This window comes from Streptococcus oralis (genome assembly GCF_016127915.1).
In the GTDB taxonomy this organism is placed as follows: Bacteria; Bacillota; Bacilli; order Lactobacillales; family Streptococcaceae; genus Streptococcus; species Streptococcus oralis_BO.
The window spans coordinates 1,285,063-1,308,759 of sequence record NZ_CP066059.1 but is presented as its reverse complement, the minus strand read 5'-3'; the positions used below and the strand labels follow the sequence as shown (position 1 = coordinate 1,308,759).

The 23,697-nt window shown below is 40.2% G+C and carries 36 protein-coding genes; 1 reads left to right on the top strand and 35 read right to left on the bottom strand.

What is annotated here, in order from left to right; translation table 11 throughout:
• Positions 1–36: 36 nt before the first annotated feature.
• The 8 genes from I6H78_RS06395 to leuS form a co-directional block, all read right to left on the bottom strand.
• On the bottom strand, positions 37–456 hold the full coding sequence (locus I6H78_RS06395; protein WP_198459147.1) for a DUF3021 domain-containing protein: 420 nt from the start codon (positions 454–456) through the stop codon (positions 37–39).
• Between the two features lie 9 nt (positions 457–465).
• Positions 466–921, bottom strand: coding sequence for a LytTR family DNA-binding domain-containing protein (locus I6H78_RS06390; protein WP_000701941.1), 456 nt, complete (start codon positions 919–921; stop codon positions 466–468).
• An 18-nt stretch (positions 922–939) separates the two neighbouring features.
• Positions 940–1,782: an ABC transporter permease gene (locus tag I6H78_RS06385; RefSeq protein WP_198459146.1), complete on the bottom strand. Its 843-nt coding sequence runs from the start codon at positions 1,780–1,782 to the stop codon at positions 940–942.
• On the bottom strand, positions 1,782–2,648 hold the full coding sequence (locus I6H78_RS06380; protein WP_198459145.1) for an ABC transporter ATP-binding protein: 867 nt from the start codon (positions 2,646–2,648) through the stop codon (positions 1,782–1,784). Before I6H78_RS06380 ends, I6H78_RS06385 begins: the two co-directional genes overlap by 1 nt.
• 492 nt (positions 2,649–3,140) lie before the next feature.
• The gene (locus I6H78_RS06375; RefSeq protein ID WP_198459144.1) at positions 3,141–3,554 is read right to left on the bottom strand and encodes a YjdF family protein; all 414 of its coding nucleotides are present in this window, start codon (positions 3,552–3,554) and stop codon (positions 3,141–3,143) included.
• A 139-nt stretch (positions 3,555–3,693) separates the two neighbouring features.
• Positions 3,694–4,926, bottom strand: coding sequence for an acyl-CoA thioesterase/BAAT N-terminal domain-containing protein (locus I6H78_RS06370; protein WP_198459143.1), 1,233 nt, complete (start codon positions 4,924–4,926; stop codon positions 3,694–3,696).
• A gap of 55 nt (positions 4,927–4,981) precedes the next feature.
• Complete coding sequence (locus tag I6H78_RS06365) at positions 4,982–5,437, bottom strand: MarR family winged helix-turn-helix transcriptional regulator (RefSeq protein WP_198459142.1); 456 nt, start codon at positions 5,435–5,437, stop codon at positions 4,982–4,984.
• 261 nt (positions 5,438–5,698) lie between these two features.
• Complete coding sequence (leuS, locus tag I6H78_RS06360) at positions 5,699–8,200, bottom strand: leucine--tRNA ligase (protein ID WP_198459141.1); 2,502 nt, start codon at positions 8,198–8,200, stop codon at positions 5,699–5,701.
• 168 nt (positions 8,201–8,368) lie between these two features.
• On the opposite strand from leuS, the gene I6H78_RS06355 reads away from it, so the two are divergent.
• Positions 8,369–8,932, top strand: a complete 564-nt coding sequence (locus tag I6H78_RS06355; protein ID WP_198459140.1) for a methyltransferase family protein — start codon at positions 8,369–8,371, stop codon at positions 8,930–8,932.
• A 279-nt stretch (positions 8,933–9,211) separates the two neighbouring features.
• Here I6H78_RS06355 and I6H78_RS06350 read toward each other — a convergent pair whose 3' ends face one another.
• From I6H78_RS06350 to rpsS, 27 genes are all read right to left on the bottom strand, one after another.
• Positions 9,212–9,904, bottom strand: a complete 693-nt coding sequence (locus tag I6H78_RS06350) for a histidine phosphatase family protein (RefSeq protein WP_198459139.1) — start codon at positions 9,902–9,904, stop codon at positions 9,212–9,214.
• Positions 9,905–10,140: 236 nt separating this feature from the next.
• A complete protein-coding gene (locus tag I6H78_RS06345; protein WP_198459138.1) occupies positions 10,141–11,478 on the bottom strand; it encodes a PFL family protein in 1,338 nt (445 codons plus the stop codon).
• 9 nt (positions 11,479–11,487) lie between these two features.
• Positions 11,488–11,754, bottom strand: a complete 267-nt coding sequence (locus I6H78_RS06340; protein ID WP_000644111.1) for an ACT domain-containing protein — start codon at positions 11,752–11,754, stop codon at positions 11,488–11,490.
• 264 nt (positions 11,755–12,018) lie between these two features.
• Complete coding sequence (gene rplQ, locus I6H78_RS06335; protein ID WP_000331493.1) at positions 12,019–12,405, bottom strand: 50S ribosomal protein L17; 387 nt, start codon at positions 12,403–12,405, stop codon at positions 12,019–12,021.
• 11 nt (positions 12,406–12,416) lie between these two features.
• Positions 12,417–13,352 (bottom strand): DNA-directed RNA polymerase subunit alpha, encoded by a 936-nt coding sequence (locus tag I6H78_RS06330; RefSeq protein WP_000568993.1) that lies wholly within the window; start codon positions 13,350–13,352, stop codon positions 12,417–12,419.
• 42 nt (positions 13,353–13,394) lie between these two features.
• Positions 13,395–13,778: a 30S ribosomal protein S11 gene (gene rpsK, locus I6H78_RS06325; protein ID WP_001118385.1), complete on the bottom strand. Its 384-nt coding sequence runs from the start codon at positions 13,776–13,778 to the stop codon at positions 13,395–13,397.
• Between the two features lie 17 nt (positions 13,779–13,795).
• On the bottom strand, positions 13,796–14,161 hold the full coding sequence (rpsM, locus tag I6H78_RS06320; RefSeq protein ID WP_000090781.1) for a 30S ribosomal protein S13: 366 nt from the start codon (positions 14,159–14,161) through the stop codon (positions 13,796–13,798).
• A 17-nt stretch (positions 14,162–14,178) separates the two neighbouring features.
• Positions 14,179–14,295 carry a 50S ribosomal protein L36 gene (gene rpmJ, locus I6H78_RS06315; RefSeq protein ID WP_001808836.1) on the bottom strand — a complete coding sequence of 39 codons (117 nt, stop codon included), beginning with the start codon at positions 14,293–14,295 and terminating at the stop codon, positions 14,179–14,181.
• A gap of 24 nt (positions 14,296–14,319) precedes the next feature.
• On the bottom strand, positions 14,320–14,538 hold the full coding sequence (gene infA / locus I6H78_RS06310; RefSeq protein WP_001029883.1) for a translation initiation factor IF-1: 219 nt from the start codon (positions 14,536–14,538) through the stop codon (positions 14,320–14,322).
• Between the two features lie 116 nt (positions 14,539–14,654).
• Positions 14,655–15,293 (bottom strand): adenylate kinase, encoded by a 639-nt coding sequence (locus I6H78_RS06305; protein WP_001050433.1) that lies wholly within the window; start codon positions 15,291–15,293, stop codon positions 14,655–14,657.
• 145 nt (positions 15,294–15,438) lie between these two features.
• Positions 15,439–16,749: a preprotein translocase subunit SecY gene (gene secY, locus I6H78_RS06300; RefSeq protein WP_000465385.1), complete on the bottom strand. Its 1,311-nt coding sequence runs from the start codon at positions 16,747–16,749 to the stop codon at positions 15,439–15,441.
• A 12-nt stretch (positions 16,750–16,761) separates the two neighbouring features.
• Positions 16,762–17,202, bottom strand: coding sequence for a 50S ribosomal protein L15 (gene rplO, locus I6H78_RS06295; RefSeq protein ID WP_000766091.1), 441 nt, complete (start codon positions 17,200–17,202; stop codon positions 16,762–16,764).
• 144 nt (positions 17,203–17,346) lie between these two features.
• Positions 17,347–17,529: a 50S ribosomal protein L30 gene (rpmD, locus tag I6H78_RS06290; RefSeq protein WP_000057241.1), complete on the bottom strand. Its 183-nt coding sequence runs from the start codon at positions 17,527–17,529 to the stop codon at positions 17,347–17,349.
• A 13-nt stretch (positions 17,530–17,542) separates the two neighbouring features.
• Positions 17,543–18,037, bottom strand: coding sequence for a 30S ribosomal protein S5 (gene rpsE / locus I6H78_RS06285; RefSeq protein ID WP_000874204.1), 495 nt, complete (start codon positions 18,035–18,037; stop codon positions 17,543–17,545).
• A 17-nt stretch (positions 18,038–18,054) separates the two neighbouring features.
• The gene (gene rplR, locus I6H78_RS06280) at positions 18,055–18,411 is read right to left on the bottom strand and encodes a 50S ribosomal protein L18 (protein WP_004244055.1); all 357 of its coding nucleotides are present in this window, start codon (positions 18,409–18,411) and stop codon (positions 18,055–18,057) included.
• Positions 18,412–18,494: 83 nt separating this feature from the next.
• Positions 18,495–19,031, bottom strand: a complete 537-nt coding sequence (gene rplF / locus I6H78_RS06275; protein ID WP_000086624.1) for a 50S ribosomal protein L6 — start codon at positions 19,029–19,031, stop codon at positions 18,495–18,497.
• 188 nt (positions 19,032–19,219) lie between these two features.
• A complete protein-coding gene (gene rpsH, locus I6H78_RS06270; protein ID WP_049543957.1) occupies positions 19,220–19,618 on the bottom strand; it encodes a 30S ribosomal protein S8 in 399 nt (132 codons plus the stop codon).
• 213 nt (positions 19,619–19,831) lie between these two features.
• A complete protein-coding gene (locus tag I6H78_RS06265) occupies positions 19,832–20,017 on the bottom strand; it encodes a type Z 30S ribosomal protein S14 (protein WP_001085697.1) in 186 nt (61 codons plus the stop codon).
• 17 nt (positions 20,018–20,034) lie between these two features.
• Positions 20,035–20,577: a 50S ribosomal protein L5 gene (gene rplE / locus I6H78_RS06260; protein ID WP_000013542.1), complete on the bottom strand. Its 543-nt coding sequence runs from the start codon at positions 20,575–20,577 to the stop codon at positions 20,035–20,037.
• Between the two features lie 23 nt (positions 20,578–20,600).
• Positions 20,601–20,906 carry a 50S ribosomal protein L24 gene (rplX, locus tag I6H78_RS06255; RefSeq protein WP_000497691.1) on the bottom strand — a complete coding sequence of 102 codons (306 nt, stop codon included), beginning with the start codon at positions 20,904–20,906 and terminating at the stop codon, positions 20,601–20,603.
• Positions 20,907–20,983: 77 nt separating this feature from the next.
• Positions 20,984–21,352, bottom strand: coding sequence for a 50S ribosomal protein L14 (gene rplN / locus I6H78_RS06250; RefSeq protein WP_002928796.1), 369 nt, complete (start codon positions 21,350–21,352; stop codon positions 20,984–20,986).
• Between the two features lie 25 nt (positions 21,353–21,377).
• A complete protein-coding gene (rpsQ, locus tag I6H78_RS06245; protein WP_000440801.1) occupies positions 21,378–21,638 on the bottom strand; it encodes a 30S ribosomal protein S17 in 261 nt (86 codons plus the stop codon).
• A 24-nt stretch (positions 21,639–21,662) separates the two neighbouring features.
• Complete coding sequence (gene rpmC / locus I6H78_RS06240; RefSeq protein ID WP_000772918.1) at positions 21,663–21,869, bottom strand: 50S ribosomal protein L29; 207 nt, start codon at positions 21,867–21,869, stop codon at positions 21,663–21,665.
• Between the two features lie 9 nt (positions 21,870–21,878).
• On the bottom strand, positions 21,879–22,292 hold the full coding sequence (gene rplP / locus I6H78_RS06235) for a 50S ribosomal protein L16 (protein ID WP_000960946.1): 414 nt from the start codon (positions 22,290–22,292) through the stop codon (positions 21,879–21,881).
• Positions 22,293–22,295: 3 nt separating this feature from the next.
• The gene (rpsC, locus tag I6H78_RS06230; protein WP_000529936.1) at positions 22,296–22,949 is read right to left on the bottom strand and encodes a 30S ribosomal protein S3; all 654 of its coding nucleotides are present in this window, start codon (positions 22,947–22,949) and stop codon (positions 22,296–22,298) included.
• Between the two features lie 12 nt (positions 22,950–22,961).
• Positions 22,962–23,306, bottom strand: a complete 345-nt coding sequence (gene rplV / locus I6H78_RS06225) for a 50S ribosomal protein L22 (protein ID WP_000818137.1) — start codon at positions 23,304–23,306, stop codon at positions 22,962–22,964.
• Positions 23,307–23,317: 11 nt separating this feature from the next.
• Positions 23,318–23,599 carry a 30S ribosomal protein S19 gene (gene rpsS, locus I6H78_RS06220; RefSeq protein WP_000533766.1) on the bottom strand — a complete coding sequence of 94 codons (282 nt, stop codon included), beginning with the start codon at positions 23,597–23,599 and terminating at the stop codon, positions 23,318–23,320.
• Positions 23,600–23,697 lie beyond the last annotated feature (98 nt).

The window sequence follows — 23,697 nt, the reverse complement described above, 5'->3', positions numbered from 1 at the left end:
CTAGCACTCTCCTCAAACCTCATCCTCAACACTACATTAGTGATTCTTTTTCTTTCTTTTATCTTCTAAGGCTTGATTAATTCGTTGGGTGAGCTTGTGAGTTTGCCAGATCTGGTACAACCATATCAGTCCATAAATCAACAAAAAAAAGAACCAAAGCAAGGGACTCAACAATGCTGAACCCCAGCCAAAAAATAAGTAGGTTAATACTAAAATAGTAGCTGTCGCTAACAAATGAACTCCTACACGCATACTATAAGCAAGAAACTCTAGTCTTTCAAGGATTAAAGTCAGTACCCCCATAATTCCACTCATCAAAAACAAAGCTAGAATATTTTTTGTCGTTGGTGCGGGATAGGTAATACCTGAATAAAACTGAGCCAATAACACCAAACTCAAATAAACAAAGGAGGCCGTACGCATTCCCGATACAAAATAAGCAATCAATCGCTTCATGATTTTCTCCTATAAACCTAGATAATCCATTAAGGACTTAACGTATTTCCGACTCACACTCGATTTGAGACCCCGAGTCATCTTAGCCATCATGTTCCCTGAAAAGCTATCCGATAATGACTCTAAATGGTCAATGTTTATAACTGAATGACGTGATATCTGTATGAAATTACGCCGGTTAACCCGATTCTGAAAGTTTGTCAATGTTTCCTTAGTTTTATAAATCCCATCTACCGTATAAATGGTCAACAAATTCTTATCGATATCTGCTAGAATAAGATCCTCAATTTTCACCATAACCAGATGATCATCCGTTCGAATAGGAATGACCACCTGATTAGTCGTTGAAAATTGTTCTAAATACTCCATGACTTCTCTTGCTTGATCGGTTAACTGAGCTGCCTGAATTAAAATGTGTGGGTCTTTTTCTGAAAACTCTGTCTTCATTTCAAAACGAATCTTCATTTTCTCTCCAATACATCTTTATTTTCTCTTGCTAAACACTTTAACAAATAACATCCAAAGAAGAATAGCGACGAGACTGATAATAACCACTATAAAGTATGTTTCTTCCTTTGTCAATAGTTCTTGCCAGTTGATTTGGATTCCCATTTTTTCTTGAAATTCCTGTAACAGACCGCTATTTCCTGAAAATGCGGTCTCTAACCGCTCTTTCATCAAGACTTGTCGATAGAGAGAAGCAATATAAGTTGCAGGGGTACATTTCATGAAAAGCTGTGCAGAATCAGGTAATACTCCAATGGGGATATAAGTTCCTACTAAAAATCCAGAAGCAGTTCCCACTATCGTTGCCAGTTTACCAAGGCTATCTACAGATTGAAAACGGTAAATCAAGAGAACATTTACCAAACTTGAAAGCAGACTGCTTAACAACATAATCAAAGCGATTTCCGGTAAATGACTGATAACTGGGCTCTCTTTAAAATAAAAACTCATAACAGCATACATAAACATCTGCATAACAAAAGAAATGACAATACTACTGATTAGATAGGAGGCCTGTAAGCCCCAGTTACCTAAATCAGTCAAGTATAGATCTTGATCCACTTGATTTTCGCGGTCCTGAACCATTTGTTTAAGAGCTGTAAAACTGGTTGTCATCCCAGTCACAGCCAACGTCCCACCCATCAGCCAGTTATTTAAAAGGTTCGTACTATTGGGGAGTTGGGACCAAGAATCCGTCAAATTCTTCTGCAAAAAAATGATATAAAGGAGGAAGGAAATCAATGCCCCCAATAAAGAGAAAAATACTCCCGAACGATTACGAAAATATAAGATAAAATTCCGTTTCAATAAAGCTAACATTAGCGAACCTCTCTTCCTGTAAGTGCAATAAAGGCATCATCCATAGTACCCGAACGAAACTCAAAAGAATCAATTTCTTCTCGAACTTTTGCCAAATATTCAATGGCTTCCTGTGACGTCCTTGGATAAAAAAGATATTCCAACTCATTTTCTTCCTCTACTGTCATTCCAGTCTGTAGCAGCTTTTCTAAATCCTTCATTTCCTTAAAACGAATTTTTAGAATATTAGATGCATACTGACTTTTAATAGAAGTCGCAGAACCTTGCGCAATCACTTTCCCATGATCAACGATATAGATCTGATCCGCTTCATCTGCTTCATCCAGATAATGAGTCGTTAAGATAATAGTCATCCCTTCATCCTTTTGTAGTCGATACAGTAGATCCCAGATGGATTTGCGAGTCTGAATATCAAGACCTGTCGTTGGTTCATCCAAGAAAAGAATATCTGGTCGCGAAAGAAGAGCACGCGCAATATCAACCCGACGTTTTTGTCCACCTGACAAGGTTCCATAGAGTTGTTTCTGGAAAGCCGTCAAACCCAGTTGATGAATCAAATCATCCACACGACTTGCCGCAATCTCCTTATACTGTTGAGCACGAATCGTGAGATTTTCCCTAACCGTCAACATCTCATCCAGTACACTAGCTTGAAAAACAACTCCGATTTTCGTATTTGGCGCATATCTAATCTGACCTTGTGTCGGCTTTTTCAAACCGATTAACATGGAAATAGTGGTTGATTTCCCTGCACCATTGGGTCCCAAAATAGCATTGAAACTTCCTTTTTCAAACTCTAACTGAATATCATCGACAGCCATATGATTGCCGTACCGTTTAGTCAAATGTTTAGCTTGTAAAATCATATTTTTTCCTCCTCTTAACCACACTAGTTTAACAAAAAGAATGAAAGAAAAATCGACTTTTGAGATAAGCAGTTAAAATGAAAGGCTAAGTGGTAAAATAATGGGGGTTAAATTAAAGTAGAGCAGGCTCGTTTTTCTCCTATCGAATCACTAGAGGAAGTTTAAAACCACTTACAACCATACATTATATTTTTAAACATGCGCTATAAAAGAGGCATTTTATAGCATCCGGCAGAAAAATCCAAGAGTCGGTAATATTGTTCTCGCTAAACCAAACAATAAAAAATGAATCAGAAATCATGGCACACACCCCCTTCTAGTAAAATGAAAATGCTGAATGGGGCAGGATTGAATTTGAAGTAAGCAAGTATGGTCCTGAATTTGAAACGGCCATTAACGATAAGTCTATCTAATAGGAAAGAAATCTTCAATACAAGCAAAAACAGCTCTTGTTATCCAAGAAGAGCTGTTCTATTTTATGAAAGAGAATCACTAGTGCCCCTTGTGCTTCTCTTTACGTTTTTGCTGTTTGCGTTCAAATTTCTCTTGCTTGAGCAATTGCTTTTGGAGACTAGACTGTTGTTTTGAATGCTTTTTTTGTTCCTCATGCTGCAACTGTAAAAGCTCTTGTGACTTAGAAGAAACTTTCTGCTTCACCTGTTTCTTTACAGCTCGCTGCAGACGCTTCGGATTCTTAATCTTCACATGCTGTTTAACTGTTGCCTCTGGACTAAAAGATAACCGAGCAAACTGAGTCTGTAAAAGTTTCAAAATTTCATCCTCTTTTGGTTCCTGACCAAATGTCACTCGACAAACTTGATAAGTTTCCTCATACTCTTGTTCAAACAATCCATGCCAAAATCCATCTTCAAAATAAACTGTCAAGCCAATTGAAACGATTTCCACGACAGCACCTCCTTAAATCTATCCCTAAGAATGGACAACCAAGGAGGAAGGTTACTGATAGGTTTGCCTACGTCTGGACTACCAACCAGAACTGTGTTTTTATCTTAGTTGGGACTATTATAGCACGGTTCAGCACTATCTACAAATTTTTCAAATGCGTATCAAAAAAATTTATCGTAGCAAACCAAGAGTCTACACTTTCTTTCATTAATAAGCGCCAATCTTTTCGATAACGATGATTCGGTTGATAAGCAACCGTTAACATATGCCCCGTTTCATGATATTTTTTAAACAAAATGGATTTCCCTTTATAATGTGAAATAATATCATCTATCGCGGATGACGCATCCCATATTTCATCGACATCGCTTCCTAGTAATAATAAAGGAGAGGCAATTTTACTCATATCAATCTGAGCCCTACTATCTTCAGAAATATGTTTTCCAAAAAACTTGTTTAAAAAATAATTTCCTAGTTGAAATTTTTGATACGGAAGTTCTTTTTGCAAATATGTCCAAGAAGATGAATGAGAGTTGAGTTTTCCCTTTATTCCCTCAAATATTACATTTGAGGGGGAATTGAGTACCAAACATTGCACATCATCCAAAATACTTTGTCCAGCCAGAACAAGCTCTGCTCCTTTAGAACGACCATATATTCCTATTTTTGTATTATCAACTTGAGGATGATGACATAGAAAATCTTTCGCTTCCTCCAGACATTCTATCGGAATTCGTTCTAAGTTTTGGGGTAATCCCTCTAAACCAAAATAAGCTATCGCAAGACAAATGTAGCCTCTAGAAGATAAAAGTTGGGCAATGTTCTGAGCTTTTTCAATTCTTCCCTCACTACCACTAACAATAATCACGGCTGGCGCCTTTCTTAACTTTTCATCATAAAATAATCGACCTTGAAAATGCTTATCATAAATATCTCGATACCTTATTCCCAAATTCATATAACGCCTTACAAAACTTTGCTCCGCGACCACATCTTTCCCCAGCCTGATTTTAATTTCAACACCAAAACAATCTCGTAAAGGAATTCTATCAAGAGAACTGGGTAATCTCCTTTTCCTATTCTTCAGCGGCTTCACATTAAAGAATAAGCCCATTTCTGAAACCCCTTTATAAGATCCCGAAATAGATGCTGTCTGAGAGGTATCAATCATACCGCCCTGATCAGATAAAAAAATTGCGGTTGATTTCCACACGACATCATGATCTAAAAGTAAGGGAGCATTTATACAGTAATAATCAGACAGGTACATTTCTACACAATACCTTGTCCTTGGTTCTAAACCATTGATAGTAATATAAAAAGATTCATCTGCTAAATCAGTTTGTGAAATCAGTTCAATGTTTACAGTCATATCTTCTCCTTTTGTTAATATACTTAACAACTAAATTTAAAATTTACCGTGACTTTTACCACGGTAATTCTTCCCATACCTTTTCAATATCATCCATCAATTTCACAACTGTTTGAAGCTCCTCCTCGCTATAGTTGTTTAAAACTGAAAAGACCGATTTTTCAATATATGCTTGTTGCTCCTTATGGATTTTAAAAACTTCGATGCCTTTGTCAGATAATCTCAAATATTTATTTTTCCCATTATTCGGAGCAAAATCAAAAACAACTAAATTTTTTTGAATTAATCTCCTAACACTTTGAGTTATTGCACTTCTCGAAACTTCTAATAATTCAGATAATTTTACTAGATTTAAGGGCTGATTTTTCCCAATCACAACAATCAAATGTACCTCATTCAAAGTAATGGATTTGTCAACACCACTTTTATGTTGATTTTTTTTTAACTGGTCAAACGCTAAAATAAATCTATTGAAACGATTATTAAATGTAATAAATTCTTTTTTATCCATAATCTCTCTTTTCTTTGTTAATCATATTAACAAAATAAAAACTTCCTGTCAAATAAAAAATCCTCCAGATTCTACTCTGAAGGATTCCTATCTTATTTCACAACGATATTAACGAGTTTAGTTGGCTCAAACAGTTTGGGGAACTGTTTGAGGTTGGAAATCAGTAACTAAATTGGTTATTTCACAACAATATTAACCAATTTAGTTGGCTTCAATAGTCCAGTGGACTATTGAAGGTGGCAGATAAAGCTAATAAACTCGTTATTTAACAACGATATTAACGAGTTTGTTAGGTACCGCAATCACTTTTATGATTTCCTTACCGTCAATCTCCGCTTTGACTTTTTCGTCCGCTAGAGCAATTTCTTGCAATTCTTCGCGTGAGAGGTCTTTGGCAACCATGAGTTTGGCACGGACTTTTCCTTTGATTTGAACGACGATTTCGATTTCGTCTTCAACCAATTTACTTTCGTCCCATGTTGGCCAAGCCACGTAAGAGATGGACTCACCTGTTGCTGTAACTGTTTGCCAGAGTTCTTCTGCCAAGTGAGGTGCAAATGGGGCAATCAATTGGATAAAGCCTTTGGCATAGCCCACATAGAGTTTGTCTTCCTTGTTAGCCGCATTGACAAAGACCATGAGTTGAGCAATGGCTGTGTTGAATTTCATGGACTCGATTTGCTCAGTAACAGATTTAACGGTTTCGTTATAAACCTTGTCAAGAGCGCCATTGTTTTCCGCAACAATTTCTTTACTTGTAATCAGACGGTAAACACGGTCAAGGAACTTACGGCTTCCTTCCAGACCTTCTTCAGACCAAGCGATTGAAGCATCAAGTGGCCCCATAAACATTTCATAGACACGAAGGGTGTCAGCACCGTATTGTTCCACTACGTCGTCTGGATTGACAACGTTTTTGAGCGATTTAGACATCTTGGCTGGTGCTTGCTCCAACTCTTCTCCTGTTTCCACATGGAAGAAGGAACCGTCACGTTTTTCAACCTTGTCAGTCGCTACAAGAGCCCCACGGTGGTCACGGTAGCTTGTCCCCAAAATCATTCCTTGGTTAAAGAGTTTTTGGAATGGTTCTTTGGTTGGAACCACACCGAGGTCATAGAGGAATTTGTGCCAGAAACGAGCGTAGAGCAAGTGAAGAACGGCATGCTCTGCACCACCCACGTAGATATCCACTGGCAACCATTGTTTGAGAAGGTCCTCATCAGCCAATTTCTCAGTATTGTGTGGGTCGATATAGCGGAGGTAGTACCAGCTTGAACCAGCCCACTGTGGCATGGTGTTGGTTTCACGACGACCTTTGACACCATCTTCACGAGTCACTTCAAGCCAGTCTGTCAAGTTAGCTAGTGGACTTTCCCCAGTACCTGAAGGGCGGATATCCTTGGTGACTGGCAAGACAAGTGGCAATTCATTTTCAGGAACAGCTGTTGAAGTCCCATCTTCCCAATGAATGATTGGGATTGGCTCACCCCAGTAACGTTGACGACTAAAAAGCCAGTCGCGGAGACGGTAGGTAACCTTCTCTTGTCCACAACCTTTCTCTTCCAACCAAGCCACAATCTTAGCAATAGCGTCTTCTTTGTTAAGGCCATCTAGGAAGTCTGAATTGACATGAAGACCATCTTCAGTATAGGCAGCTTCCGCTACATTTCCACCTTCTAGCACTTCTACGATTGGAAGGTCAAATTGTTTGGCAAATTCCCAGTCACGTTGGTCATGGGCAGGCACAGCCATGACAGCACCTGTTCCATAACTAGCAAGAACATAGTCAGCGATCCAGATTGGAATTTCCTTGCCATTGACAGGGTTGATGGCATAAGCACCCGTCCAAACCCCTGTTTTTTCCTTAGCAAGGTCGGTACGAGCCAAGTCAGACTTGAGACTGGCTTGGTGTTTGTAGGCAGCTACTGCCTCAGCTTGTTCTGGACTGACGATAGCATCTACCAAATCATGCTCAGGTGCAAGAACGGTAAAGGTCGCACCGAAAAGGGTATCCGGACGAGTGGTAAAGACAGTGAATTCCTTGTCTGTTCCCTTTACTTTAAAGGTTACATTGGCACCAGTTGATTTCCCAATCCAATTGCGTTGCATATCCTTGATGGACTCAGGCCAATCAAGTTCATCTAAATCATTGAGTAAGCGCTCTGCATAAGCCGTGATTTTAAGCATCCATTGGCGCATTGGTTTGCGGACAACTGGATAGCCTCCACGCTCAGAAGTTCCGTCAGGAAGGACTTCTTCGTTGGCAATGGCCGTTCCCAATTCTTCCACCCAGTTTACTGGTACTTCGGCTTCATAGGCCAAGCCTTTTTCGTAAAGCTTGGTGAAAATCCACTGAGTCCACTTGTAGTAGTTTGGATCTGTTGTATTGACTTCACGGTCCCAGTCGTAAGAGAAGCCAAGCGCATTGATTTGGCGTTTGAAGTTGGCAATATTTTCCGCTGTAAATTCTGCTGGGTCATTCCCCGTATCCATAGCGTACTGCTCAGCTGGCAAACCAAAGGCATCCCACCCCATTGGGTGAAGGACATTGTAACCTTGGGCACGTTTGTAACGGCTAAGGATATCAGTCGCTGTGTAGCCTTCTGGGTGTCCTACGTGCAGACCTGCTCCAGACGGGTAAGGGAACATGTCAAGCGCATAAAACTTCGGTTTTGAGGCATCTGTTCCTGTCTTAAATGTATGATGTTTCGCCCAGTAGCCCTGCCACTTAGGCTCAATTTCCTTATGATTGTAAAAACTCATGGTCTCTCTCCAATTTTATGATGTTACTATTATACCATTTTCAAGAGATTTTTACAGATGAAATCATGAAGTTTCCATTGATACCTATTACAAAACATACTCTAACTATTTCCTTTTAATTGACCACCAAAATTGAAAGTTGTATAATGCTAGCTGGAGGAAATAATCATGGATTTACAAACTATTTTTGCATATGGGTTCATTCTCATTTTCATCATCACAGAAACGTGGATTAAAAGGAAAACAAAATCAAACAATGAAAATAACTCTGAAGACAAAGGAAGTCGTTACATCATTATTGGTAGTGTTGTTTGTTGTCTCCTATTAATGAATGAACAACTTCTACCTTCTATAGCTCAATTGCCACATTTTTTGATCTATATTGGAATTCTCCTTTCTCTAGCCGGCTTTGTATTACGTATCTATGCAGTTAATTATCTTGGGAAGAATTTTACACTTGCGGTTCAAACAACAGATAGTCAGCAGTTGGTAGAAGCAGGGCCCTATTCTATAGTAAGAAATCCTGCCTATACTGGTAGCATCGTATCCATACTTGGCTTGTCAATTGTTTCATTAAATCCTCTCACAATTATTATTTGTCTCATTCTATTGGTAGTTGGTTACAGTATTCGATTAAAAGTAGAAGAAAAAGCCTTATACAATCATTTTGGAAGAGCATATGAAACATACTGTCAAAAGGTTCGCTATCGAATTTTCCCTTATATTTGGTAATTTCATTCAAATATAACATATCTTTCAACTAGGTTTGACTGATTGCTAAACATGATAAATATTTTTTTAATGAAGGATTGAGTTTTGCGTTATGCAAGATTCAATCCTTTTAGTTTAATTTCATTCTGTCTATATCTCCTTTATGGTATTATTCTCCAAAATGATTCTAGCCTTCCTTTCATAACATCACATCCCCCAAAAATTTTTACTTTTTCGGAACTATTGATTTAAATCATATCCTTTAACTCAAAATTAGCTCCTAATCGGAGCTAACTTCTATTAACTATTTGTCTCTTCCATCTTCTCACGTCCGAGCTCTCGATAGCTACGGTCACCAACAACTTGGACCGTAAACTGGCCGTTCTCATATTCAAGAATCGTCACGCTACCATTATCTAGACCATGCGGATGCATGCCATTGATCAGATAAACAATGGTACCAATCGTCATTCCATGGCTCACAACGAGGGCATTGCCCCCACCTTGTTCTTCCATTTCTTTGGCAATCGCTTCAAAGCCTTCCTTGATTCGGCCACTGAGTTTTTCCCAACCTTCAGCCCATCCTGCAGTATCGACCTCAACTAGACCTTCTGCTAGCTCTGCATAGGACAACTGATGAACATGGTCTACATTGAAAATTCTCGGAATCAACCCCATAAAGAGGTCCCCATCATAGGCCCCATCAAAACTACCAAAGCACCACTCTCTGATGCGCTTGTCCATTCGGTAAGGGATTTTCCCCTGCAGGCCAAGTTCTTCTAGGATAATTCCCATGGTTTGAATAGTACGCCCTGAATCGCTGGAATAAGCGCGGTCAAACTGCAAGCCAGACTCTCTCAAGCCAATTCCCAGTTCATGGATTCCCAACTCACCTTCTACAGTCAGAGGTGTATCACTCCATCCTTGAGCACGTCCAATCGTGTTAAACATCGTTTTCCCATGACGGACCAAGTACAATCTTACTTTAGACATTTTCTATCCTCCATTTTCTTCTATTATATCATGGATCAAAGAAATATTCGGCTTTCAAAAGCAAAGCCAACATTTGTAAATTACCCAAAAGAAAAGCTACCCTCATGGTAGCTTCCCTAGGAGATTATTATGAAAAAGTTTAGGATTTCTATTAAATAAAGTTAGGAGGTCTTTATTTAATGATTATAGTATACACAGTCATCCTTAAACTCAACTTAAATCCTCTCGCTTTTTTATTAATTTTTAAAACTATGGATTGGAGCTGGGATTTGCCCACCGCGAGAGATGAAATCAACAGACGAAGCCCCGTTGACCTTCATAACTGGAGCTGTCCCTAGCAAACCACCAAACTCAATCATATCGCCTTCTTTGCCCTTTGGAATAATACGGACAGCCGTTGTTTTCATGTTAATAACACCGATTGCCGCCTCATCCGCAATCATAGCTGCAATGGTTTCAGCAGGCGTATCTTCCGGAATGGCAATCATATCCAGTCCAACTGAACAGATAGCCGTCATGGCTTCTAGTTTCTCTAAATTCAGAGAACCATCTTGCACCGCAGCAATCATCCCCTCATCTTCAGAAACGGGGATAAAAGCACCTGACAAGCCACCGACTTGGTTACAAGCCATCACTCCGCCCTTCTTAACTTGGTCATTCAAAAGAGCAAGGGCAGCCGTCGTCCCATGTGTACCAACTGTTTCTAGGCCCATTTCCTCAAGGACACGAGCCACAGAATCACCAACCGCAGGAGTGGGCGCCAAGCTTAGGTCGACAATTCCAAAGTCAACACCCAGTCTCTCGCTGGCCATCTGACCAACTAATTGACCGATACGAGTAATCTTGAAGGCCGTTTTCTTGACTGTTTCCGCTACTACATCAAAGCTCTGTCCACGAACTTTTTCCAAGGCACGCTTGACCACACCAGGACCCGAAACCCCGACATTGATGATAACATCTGCTTCGCCAACACCATGAAAGGCCCCTGCCATAAAAGGATTGTCCTCAACAGCATTAGCAAATACGACCAACTTGGCCGCACCCATATCTGACAACATAGCTGTTTCCTTGATGATACGTCCCATATCAGCGACCGCAGTCATGTTGATACCTGATTTAGTTGAGCCAATATTAACGGACGAACAGACCTTATCTGTCTCAGCTAGAGCGCGGGGGATAGAATTGATGAGAATTTCATCTCCTTTTTGGTAGCCTTTTTGTACCAAAGCTGAGAATCCACCAATAAAGTCAACACCAATCTCCTTGGCAGCCTTGTCAAGTGCTTTTGCCAAAACAACATAGTCTGTCGCATCAGTCGCAGCACCAATTAAAGAAATCGGAGTCACCGATACCCGTTTATTAACAATAGGAATCCCTAGTTCCGCAGCAATTTCATCTCCTACAGCTACTAGATTTGCAGCTTTAGTGGTGATTTTTTGGTAAATCTTTTCAGCAGCACGATTGATATCTGGATCAATACAGTCCAAAAGAGAAATCCCCATGGTGATGGTTCTGATATCGAAGTTCTGCTCCTCGATCATGGCAATGGTTTCTGTAACTTGTCTAATATCCATAGCCACCTCCTAGATATTATACATAGCGTCAAAAATCGCCGCACTTTGAATATTGATTTTGACATTCAAGGTCTGGCCGAAAGTTTCAAACTCATTTCGCAGATAAGTGAAATCCTGTTTTTCGTCACTAGAAACGACTGCCATCATAGTAAAGTATTCATCCAACACCGTCTGAGAAATATCGTCAATATTCAAACCCAACTCTGCAATCTTAGTAGACACGCCTGCAACGATCCCAGCCTTGTCCTTACCAACCACTGTAATAATAGCCTTCATCCTTATACCCCATTTCTACGATTTTTAGAAAACCTGAACGTTTTTGATTTTCTTTTTTCCTAGTATAGCATATTTCCATAGAAAATACTAAAAAACGCCTGCTTACGAAGTTGTTCTTAAACAAAAAAACAATTTCGTAAACAAGCGTCTACCCTATCAAATGATGATGAGTGTTCCCGCTAGGACCGAAGTCCCAGCGGTAGACCAGAGCTAGACTAAGAGCACAAGACTCCATCATCATAACACTCAACAAAATTGATGATTTTATACTAATTCGATGATCGCCATTGGCGCAGCATCACCACGACGTGGTTCAGTTTTAAGGATACGAGTGTATCCACCGTTACGTTCAGCATAACGAGGTGCGATTTCTGAGAACAATTTTTGAAGTGCTGTAGTAGAAGTGTACTTATCAGTTGCTTCATCATAGTTTTCAGATGCGATTTCATTACGTACGAAAGCAGCTGCTTGACGACGTGCATGCAAATCACCACGTTTACCTAGAGTAATCATTTTTTCAACAGTTTTACGGATTTCTTTAGCACGAGCTTCAGTTGTCACGATTGATTCGTTGATCAAAAGGTCAGTTGTCAAATCGCGAAGCATTGCTTTACGTTGTGAGCTAGTGCGTCCTAGTTTACGGTAAGCCATGTATTCCTCCTTTATTTATCTTTTAATCCAAGACCCAAGTCAATGAGTTTGAGTTTCACTTCTTCCAAACTCTTGCGTCCAAGATTTCGTACTTTCATCATCTCTGCTTCAGATTTTTCTGTCAAATCATGCACAGTATTGATACCGGCACGTTTCAAACAGTTGTATGAACGCACAGACAAGTCCAGTTCCTCAATCGTACGATCCAAAATTCGGTCGTCAGATTCAGTATCAGCTTCTTTCATCACTTCAGTTGACTTAGCAATCTCAGTAAGATTTGTAAACAAATCAAGATGTTCTGTCAAGATACGTGCTGAAAGCCCTAAAGCATCTTCTGGAATAATTGTTCCATTAGTCAAGATTTCAAGGGTTAATTTGTCAAATCCATCATTGCTACCTACACGAGCAGGCTCTACTTGATAGTTGACTTTTGTAACTGGTGTATAAATAGAATCTACAGCAAGTGTTCCAACTGGTGCATTATCTTTTTTGTTTTCATCAGCAGGTACATATCCACGACCACTGTTAACAGTCATTGTCGCTTTTAGGGAAGACCCTTCACCGATTGTAAAGAGATAATGATCTGGATTTACAATCTCAATATCACTGTCAGTCAAAATGTCTCCAGCTGTAATTTCAGCGGGACCTTCAACGTCAAGTTCAATGATTTTTTCGTCTTCAACGTATGATTTCACTGCAATCCCTTTAATGTTCAGAATGATTTGCATCACGTCTTCACGAACACCTGGAACTGTGTCGAACTCATGCAAGACACCTTCAATGTTGATAGATGTCACTGCTGCTCCTGGTAGAGAAGCTAGTAGTACACGACGAAGAGAGTTACCAAGAGTTGTACCGTAACCACGTTCAAGTGGTTCGATTACAAACTTGCCATAATCTTTATTTTCATCAATTTTTGTTATATTTGGTTTTTCAAACTCAATCATTTAGTTACTCCCTCTTAAACGAAAAGCAGTGTAATGCGATGATTATACACGGCGACGTTTTGGAGGACGAGCACCATTGTGTGGCACTGGAGTCACATCACGAATTGCTGTTACTTCAAGACCAGCGGCAGCAAGCGCACGAATAGCTGACTCACGACCAGAACCTGGACCTTTTACAGTAACTTCAACTGATTTAAGACCGTGTTCTTGTGCAGATTTAGCAGCAGCTTCAGAAGCCATTTGAGCAGCGAATGGTGTAGATTTACGAGAACCTTTGAAACCAAGAGCACCAGCTGATGACCAAGCAATTGCATTACCATGCACATCAGTAATCATAACAATAGTGTTATTAAATGTAGCGTGAATATGAGCAATACCAGATTCGATATTCTTTTTCACACGACGTTTACGTGTTGGTTTAGCCAAGACTTTTACCTCCTATATTATTTTTTCTTACCAGCAATCGCAACAGCTTTACCTTTACGAGTGCGAGCGTTGTTTTTAGTGTTTTGTCCACGGACAGGAAGTCCACGACGGTGACGAATACCACGGTATGAACCGATTTCCATCAAACGTTTGATGTTCAAGTTTACTTCACGACGAAGGTCACCTTCAACTTTGATTGCATCCACTTCACGACGGATAGCATCTTCTTGGTCTGATGTAAGGTCACGTACACGAACATCTTCTGAGATTCCAGCAGCAGCCAAAATTTTCTTAGATGTTGCAAGTCCGATACCATAAACATAAGTCAATGAGATTACTACGCGTTTGTCATTTGGAATGTCAACTCCAGCAATACGAGCCATGTTTTCTCCTTTCTATCTTATCCTTGACGTTGTTTGTGTTTTGGATTTGCTGGGCAAATTACCATAACACGACCATTACGACGAATTACTTTACAGTATTCGCAAATTGGTTTGACCGATGGTCTTACTTTCATTTCTTATCCCTCCAAGTTTTTCGATTATTTAAAGCGGTAAGTGATACGTCCACGTGTCAAGTCATATGGACTCATCTCGACAGTAACACGATCTCCCGCTAAAATACGAATATAGTTTTTACGAATTTTACCAGAAACTGTTGCTAAAATCTGATGTCCATTTTCAAGTTCAACCGTAAACATTGCGTTAGGCATTGTATCAACTACTTTGCCTTCAACTTCAATCACATCGTCTTTTGCCACGCAAAAGCACCTCCATAAATTTCGATTCGATGCCTCTGAAAACAGAGACAACAATTATAAGTCAGACTATCTCAGTATAACATTTGTAGCGATTTTTTGCAAGTGTGAAAAACGCTTTATTTCAAATTTGTCAATACTTTTTCGATGTCTTTGAACACATCATTGATATCTTGATTTCCTTCGATATCGTGGACTAATCCTTTGGCACGGTAGTGAGCAATGATTGGTTCACCTTGGGCGATATTCACATCCAAACGACGCTTCACTGTCTCAGGTTTGTCATCTTCGCGTTGGTAATAATCTTCTTCTTTGTAGTCAACTGGTGGGTTGAAAACCTTGTGGAAGGTTTCACCTGTTTCGCGGTGGATGATACGGCCACTCAAACGTTCCAAGAGACAATCTGGGTTCACTTCGATATTGATCACACCTTCTAGTTCGATACCGAGTTCCGCCAATGTTTTGTCCAAGGCATGGGCTTGTTCAATCGTACGTGGGTAACCATCCAACAAGAAACCTGTTTCCTTGATGTCGTCCTGTGAAAGGCGTTCTTTAACGATTCCATTTGTAACTTCATCTGGAACCAACTCACCTTTGTCGATGTATGACTTTGCAAGTACACCCATTTCAGTTTGATTTGCCATAGCAGCACGGAACATATCTCCAGTTGAAATGTGTGCCACGTGGAATTGCTCCACAATTTTAGCTGCTTGCGTTCCCTTACCTGCTCCAGGTAAGCCCATAATCAAAAGATTCATGATAGGATCTCCTTATTTTGTATTTAAATAGAAGCAGAAATCTCTTTCAACCCCTATTTAAAAACAAAATAGAAGAGGGGAGACGAAAATCTCTCTGATAGATAGACCTTCATACTCCACTCTCTAAGCAAAAGTAATCTTGCTTTTATTCTGTTTTGTCCATGAAACCAACATACTTACGTTTCAATAGGTAACCTTCTAGCTGTTTGATTCCTTCGATACCAGTTGAGATAATGATCAAAAGACTAGTTCCCCCAAAAGCAACAGCTTCTGAAAGACCAAAGACATCTTTTGCCACAATCGGCAAGATTGAAATCACACCAAGGAAGATTGATCCGACAGTCGCAAGGCGACGAAGAAGTTTCGACATGAACTCTTCAGTTCCCTTACCAGGACGGACACCATGAATGTAGGCTCCACTCTTTTGCAAGTTTTCTGCTGCTTTCTCTGGATTGATCTGTACAAATGTATAGAAGAATGTAAAGAGAATGATCAACAAGGCATACATAGCAACACCTGTCGGAGATGTTGTAGATAACATTTCCTGTGCTGTACGTACCCAAGCCCAATCATGACCTGTAGCACTCAAAAACTGAAGAATGGCTGCAGGTGCTGCTGTAATGGAACTTGCAAAGATAACTGGGATAACCCCCGCTGGGTTTACCTTCAATGGAAGGTATGAGCTTGATGGGGCTCCTTGAGCAACTTTTGTATATTGGATTGGAATTTTATATTCTGCCTGTTGAACAAAGGTTGTAAAGTATACAATCAACAAGACAGCGATAATCAAAATAACGACAAAGATAATAGATGAAGTCAAACGGCTACTTGGAATATTGACGAAGTAGTCAACATAGATTCCTTTAATCATTTCAGGAATTGAAGCAACAATACCTGCAAAGATAATCATAGAAACACCGTTTCCGTATCCCTTATCTGTAATTTGTTCCCCGAGCCACGTTACAATCATACTACCTGCCGTGAGGATAATACCAATGGTAACAAAAACCTGTGGAGTTAAAGCTGTCGTTAATAATTTCGCTCCAGATAGAGTATTAAATCCTGCTGTAATCCCGATAGATTGAACAAATGCAAGTACAAGTGCAATATAACGAGTAGCTTGGTTTAGTTTTCTCCGTCCTACTTCCCCTTGTTTGCCCCATTCTACAAACTTCGGTAAAATATCCATTTGTAGCAATTGAACAACGATGGAAGCAGTGATATACGGACTTACTCCGAGTGCAAAAACGGAGAAGTTCTTCATGGCATTCCCTGAAACAAGACTAAGCATGTTCAAGAAAGATAAACCACTGAGAGCTTCCAAACTTTTCGCATTCACACCTGGAACAGTGATACTTGTCCCAATACGGAAAACAAGAATGATAAAAATCGTAAAGAGAATTTTTGATCGAACTTGTTTAACCTTGAGCGCTTCTTTTAGTAATTTAAAAAACATGGGTCACCTCTCTTAGATGACTTCTACAGAACCACCTTTAGCAGTGATAGCTTCCTCAGCTGATTTAGAGAATTTAGCTGCTTTCACAGTCAATTTCTTAGTCAACTCACCGTTACCAAGAATTTTAACTCCTGATTTTTCAGCTTTCACAATTCCTGATTCGATAAGTACAACTGGAGTTACTTCCGCACCGTCTTCAAAGACGTTCAATTGGTCAAGGTTTACAATTGCGTATTCTTTAGCGTTGATATTAGTGAATCCGCGTTTTGGAAGACGACGGAACAATGGAGTTTGTCCACCTTCAAAACCGAGGCGAACTCCGCCACCGCTACGAGCTTTTTGACCTTTTTGACCGCGACCAGATGTTTTACCGTTACCTGATGAAGTACCACGACCAACACGGTTACGTACTTTACGAGAACCTTCTGCAGGTTTCAATTCATGAAGTTTCATTATTATTTTCTCCTCTTTTGTAAAATGCTAGCGCCGATAAGAGAGAAAAGGTTGTCTCCCTTATCAACTCGCCTATACATCGTCATCTTAGATGACTATACCTAGTTTTAGGGGATGAGTATTGCCACATCCCCTAAAAATTCATTAGTTTACTTCTTCAACTGTTACCAAGTGAGATACTGCAGTGATCATACCACGGATAGCAGCGTTGTCTTCTTTGATAACAGAGCTGTTCAATTTGCCAAGTCCAAGTGCTACAACAGTTTTACGTTGTGATGGAATGCGTCCGATTGGAGACTTAGTCAAAGTAATTTTAATTTGAGCCATTTTATCCCCTTTCTTATGCCAAATCAGAAACTGAGATACCACGAAGGGCAGCAACTTCTTCAGCGCGTTTCAATTGTTTCAAACCTTCAACAGTTGCGCGAACAATGTTGATTGGAGTGTTAGAACCAAGTGATTTAGATGTAATATCTGCCACACCTGCCAATTCCACAACGGCACGAACTGCACCACCAGCGGCAACTCCAGAACCTTCTACAGCAGGTTTCAACAATACTTTAGCTCCACCGAATTCTGAAAGAACTTCGTGTGGGATTGTTGTTCCAACCATAGGAACTTCAATCAAGTTTTTCTTAGCATCTTCTACTGCTTTGCGGATTGCTTCTGGAACTTCTTGAGCTTTACCAGTACCAAATCCTACGCGACCGTTGTGGTCACCAACAACAACAAGAGCTGCGAAACGAAGACGACGTCCACCTTTAACAACTTTTGTAACACGGTTGACAGCAACTACGCGTTCTTCTAATTCAACTGCATTGTCTTTAAATGCCATTTTCTAGTGTCCTCCTATTAGAATTTCAATCCGTTTTCACGAGCTGCATCAGCCAAAGCTTTCACACGTCCGTGATATAGATATCCACCGCGGTCGAACACCACTTCTGAAATACCTTTAGCGTTTGCACGTTCTGCAACGAGTTTACCGACAGTAACGGCTTGTTCAGTTTTAGTTCCTTTTGAAACTTCTTTGTCAAGAGTTGAAGCACTTGCGAGCGTTACACCCGCTACGTCATCAATCACTTGAGCGTAGATGCCTGTATTAGAACGGAATACGTTCAAACGTGGGCGATCAGCAGTTCCAGAGAGTTTTCCGCGAACGCGACGGTGGCGTTTTTGGCGGAGTTTGTTTTTATCTGGTTTAGAAATCACAGTTTTCACCTCTTTAGTTTTAAATCGTGTGCTATGCACTAAGTTGGAAAATAGGTTGGTGGTTAAAAATCACCCACTCAACATTATTTACCTGTTTTACCTTCTTTACGGCGAACGAATTCACCAACGTAACGGATACCTTTACCTTTATATGGTTCTGGTGAACGAAGGCTACGTACGTAAGCAGCTGTTTGACCAACTACTTCTTTTGAAATTCCGCTAACAACGATTGTTGTTGGGTTTGGAAGTTCAAAAGTAATTCCTTCTGGAGCTTCAACTTCGTCTGGATGAGATTTACCAACAGCCAAAACAAGTTTAGATCCTTGAAGTTGTGCACGGTAACCAACCCCGCGCATTTCAAGTTCTTTCTTGAATCCTTCTGATACACCAATTACCATGTTGTTCAAAAGGGCACGAGTAGTTCCGTGGATTGTTTTCATTTCTTTTGAATCGTTTGGACGGTGAAGAGTTACTTCAGTACCTTCCACACGAATTTCAATATCTTTTGAGAACTCACGAGTAAGTTCTCCTTTAGGTCCTTTTACAGTTACAACGTTGTCATTGTTAGTGATTTCAACACCAGCAGGCAACACGATAACTTTATTACCAATACGTGACATGTTTTTATTCTCCTGTTAAATTGTCAGGCCAGAACGGCCAGTTTTCACGGGGGTTAAATCGATTTCTCGATTTAAAGGAACATTTAGGTTTCAATTTCAAAGTGAATCTAGGCATCGTCTCGCCGGCATAACTTTGGGTTAGGCAAGAGACGATAACGAAGAGTCACAAAGAAATTGGGAACTAAATATTACCAAACGTAAGCGATAACTTCCCCACCAACGTTCTTTTGGCGAGCTTCTTTATCAGTAAGCAAACCTTCAGAAGTTGAAAGAATAGCAATTCCAAGTCCGTTAAGAACTTTTGGAAGATCTTCACGTTTTTTGTAGATACGAAGTCCTGGTTTAGAAACACGTTTCAAGTTAGTGATAACTTTTTCACCGTTTGGTCCGTATTTAAGGAATACACGGATGATGCCTTGTTTGTCATCTTCGATGATTTCTACGTTCTTAACAAAACCTTCGCGTTTAAGGATTTCAGCAATCCCTTTTTTGATGTTTGATGCAGGTACTTCAAGCACTTCGTGTTTCGCTTGGTTAGCGTTACGAATACGAGTTAGGAAGTCTGCGATTGGGTCAGTCATAACCATTTTGTTTTTCTCCTCTTACTAGTAGTTTGCAAGTTGCACTTGCTAGTTAATGATTGAGCTATGCTCAGATAGTATTGACACATTCAAATGAGAGAACTCTTATTTGAACACGAGCTACAACCTGTGCAAAAAAGATAAATTTGATTTGGAGCATCGCTCCTTCACCAAATTTCCTATTTTTGCTGTGGTTGTTACGCTCTTTGTATCATGATATTACCAAGATGCTTTTGTTACACCAGGAATTTGTCCTTTGTAAGCTAATTCACGGAAGCAAACACGGCAAAGTTTAAATTTGCGGTAAACTGAATGTGGACGACCACATTTTTCACAACGAGTATAAGCTTGAGTAGAGAACTTCGCTGGACGTTTGTTCTTAGCAATCATTGATTTTTTAGCCATTAGATTTACCTCCTATATTATTTTGCAAAAGGCATTCCAAGGCCTGTAAGCAATGCACGTGACTCTTCGTCAGTGTTAGCAGTTGTTACGATAACGATGTCAAGACCACGAGTTTTGTCAACGTCATCAAAGTTGATTTCTGGGAAGATCAATTGTTCTTTCACACCAAGTGTGTAGTTTCCGCGTCCATCAAATGATTTTGTTGGAACACCGTGGAAGTCACGTACACGTGGAAGTGAAACTGAAACCAATTTATCCAAGAATTCGTACATACGTTCACCACGAAGGGTAACTTTTGCACCGATCGCTACACCTTCACGAAGACGGAAGCCGGCGATTGATTTTTTAGCTTTAGTGATAAGTGGTTTTTGACCTGAGATAAGTGCCAATTCTTCAGCAGCTTTTTCAAGACTTTTAGCGTTTGATACAGCTTCACCAACACCCATGTTCAAAACGATCTTATCTACTTTAGGCACAGCCATCACTGATGAGTAGTTGAATTGTTCTGTCAAAGCAGGAACTACTTCATTAAGATATTTTTCTTTTAAACGATTTGCCATTATACTTCTCCTTTCCTTCGTGATTAATCAAGCACTTCGCCTGATTTTTTGTTGTAGCGAACTTTTTTACCGTCTACAAATTTGTAACCAACACGACCAGCTACACCGTTTTTATCTAAAACTTGAACGTTTGATACGTGGATAGCTGCTTCTTTCTCGATGATACCACCTTGAGGAAGTTCGTTAGTTGGACGTTGGTGTTTCTTAACGATGTTCACACCTTCAACGATAACTTTGTTTACTTTTGGAAGGGCAGTAAGGACAACAGCTTCTGTTCCCTTATCTTTACCAGCGATTACGCGAACTTTGTCGCCTTTTTTTACAAACATTAGGTTTCTCCTTGATTTTTCTTACGCCCATAAGGGCACCCTAGCTTGAAGCTAGGGGACTAGTTTGTTTCTAAAAATTAAAGTACTTCTGGAGCAAGTGACACGATCTTCATGAAGCCACCTTCACGCAATTCACGTGCAACTGGGCCAAAGATACGTGTTCCGCGAGGAGTTTTGTCATCACGGATGATAACGGCTGCATTTTCGTCAAATTTGATGTATGAACCATCAGCACGACGAGCACCTGATTTAGTACGAACGATAACAGCTTTTACAACGTCACCTTTTTTAACCGCACCACCAGGAGTAGCTTGTTTTACAGATGCCACGATAACATCACCGATGTTTGCAAATTTACGTCCTGAACCACCAAGAACTTTGATAGTCAAGATTTCGCGCGCACCGCTGTTGTCTGCGACTTTCAAACGAGTTTCTGTTTGAATCATTTCAGTTTTCTCCTTTCAGGTTTGATTAGATGATGACCGCTTCTTCAACAACTTCTACAAGACGGAAACGTTTTGTAGCTGAAAGCGGACGAGTTTCCATGATACGTACGATATCGCCTTCTTTGGCAACATTGTTTTCATCATGTGCTTTGTATTTCTTAGAGTAGTTAATACGTTTACCATAGACTGGGTGGTTACGTTTTGTTTCAACTACAACTGTGATTGTCTTGTCCATTTTGTCAGATACAACACGTCCAACAAGAACTTTACGATTATTGCGTTCCATTGAAATTTCTCCTTCCCTAGTCTATTATTTCGCTTCAGATTGAACTGTTTTGATACGAGCGATTTGTTTTTTAACTTCTTTCAAGCGAGCTGTTTGTTCCAATTGACCAGTAGCAGCTTGGAAACGAAGTTCAAACAATTCTTTTTTCAATTCGTTTTCGCGCTTCGCGAGTTCTTCTTGAGAAAGACCACGAAGTTCTTTAACAAATTCTTTTACTTCATTAAGTTTCATGCCTTCTCCTTATTCTGCTTCACGTTTTACGAATTTACATTTAACTGGCAATTTGTGGCTTGCAAGACGAAGCGCTTCGCGAGCGATTTCTTCAGATACACCAGCGATTTCGAACATCACTTTACCACGTTTAACTGGTGCTACCCAACCTTCAGGCGCCCCTTTACCAGATCCCATACGCACACCGATAGCTTTAGCAGTGTATGATTTGTGTGGGAAGATTTTAATCCAAACTTTACCACCACGTTTCATGTAACGAGTCATGGCGATACGAGCAGCTTCGATTTGGCGGTTAGTGATCCAGTGGCTAGTTGTAGCTTGAAGACCGTATTCACCGAATGCTACTTCTTTTCCACCTTTTGCTTCACCGCGCATTTTTCCACGGAATTCACGACGGTGTTTAACACGTTTAGGTACTAACATTGGTTATTTACCTCCTTTAGTGTTTTTACGAGCTGGAAGAACTTCACCACGGTAGATCCATACTTTAACACCAAGTTTACCGTATGTAGTATCTGCTTCTTCCCAAGCGTAATCGATATCTGCACGAAGTGTGTGAAGTGGAACAGTTCCTTCAGAGTATCCTTCAGCACGGGCGATATCTGCACCGTTCAAACGACCTGATACTTGAGTTTTGATTCCTTTAGCTCCAGCACGCATTGCACGTTGGATTGCTTGTTTTTGTGCACGACGGAAAGCAACACGTTGCTCCAATTGACGAGCAATTCCTTCACCTACAAGGTGAGCATCCAAATCAGGTTGTTTGATTTCGATGATGTTGATGTGTACTTGTTTTCCAGTCAATTTGTTAAGTTTTGCACGGAGTGCATCAACGTTAGCACCACCTTTACCGATAACCATACCTGGTTTAGCAGTGTGAAGTGAAACGTTAACTTTGTTTACTGCGCGTTCAATTTCGATAGTTGAAACTGCTGCGTCAGCAAGTTCTTTTTGAACGAATTTACGGATTGCAAGATCTTCATGAAGGTAATCCGCGTATTCTTTTTCAGCATACCATTTGGCATCCCAATCACGGATGATGCCGACACGCATACCAATTGGATGTACTTTTTGACCCACGATGTTACCTCCTTATTTTTCTGCAACAGCTACAGTGATGTGAGCTGTACGTTTGTTGATTGGTGAAGCTGAACCTTTCGCACGTGGACGGAAACGTTTCATAGTTGGTCCTTCGTTTGCAAATGCTTCAGATACTACCAAGTTAGCTTTGTCCAAACCAAAGTTGTTTTCAGCGTTAGCTACAGCTGAGTTCAAAACTTTCAAGATGATTTCAGCAGCTTTGTTTGGTGTGAATGTCAAGATTGCAATAGCATCGGCTACGCTTTTACCACGGATGTTGTCAAGAACAAGACGTGATTTACGAGGTGAAACACGTACTGTACGAGCCATTGCTTTAGCTGAAGTAATTTCTGCCATTTATGTTCTCCTTATTTTCTACGTGTTTTCTTGTCGTCTGCAGCGTGACCTTTGTAAGTACGAGTTGGTGCAAATTCACCAAGTTTGTGACCTACCATGTCCTCTTGGATGTAAACAGGTACGTGTTTACGTCCGTCATAAACTGCAATAGTGTAACCAATGAAACTTGGGAAGATCGTTGAACGACGTGACCAAGTTTTGATAACTTTTTTCTTTTCGTCGTTAGCTTGAGCTTCAACTTTTTTCATCAAATGCTCATCGACGAAAGGTCCTTTTTTAAGACTGCGTCCCATTTTTATATTTTCTCCTTTAAATGTTGTACCACAGCGGCTTGCGCTCACATGGAGCGCTACCGAGCTGGCGGATTTCCTAGTTGCTTAGGCGACTAGTT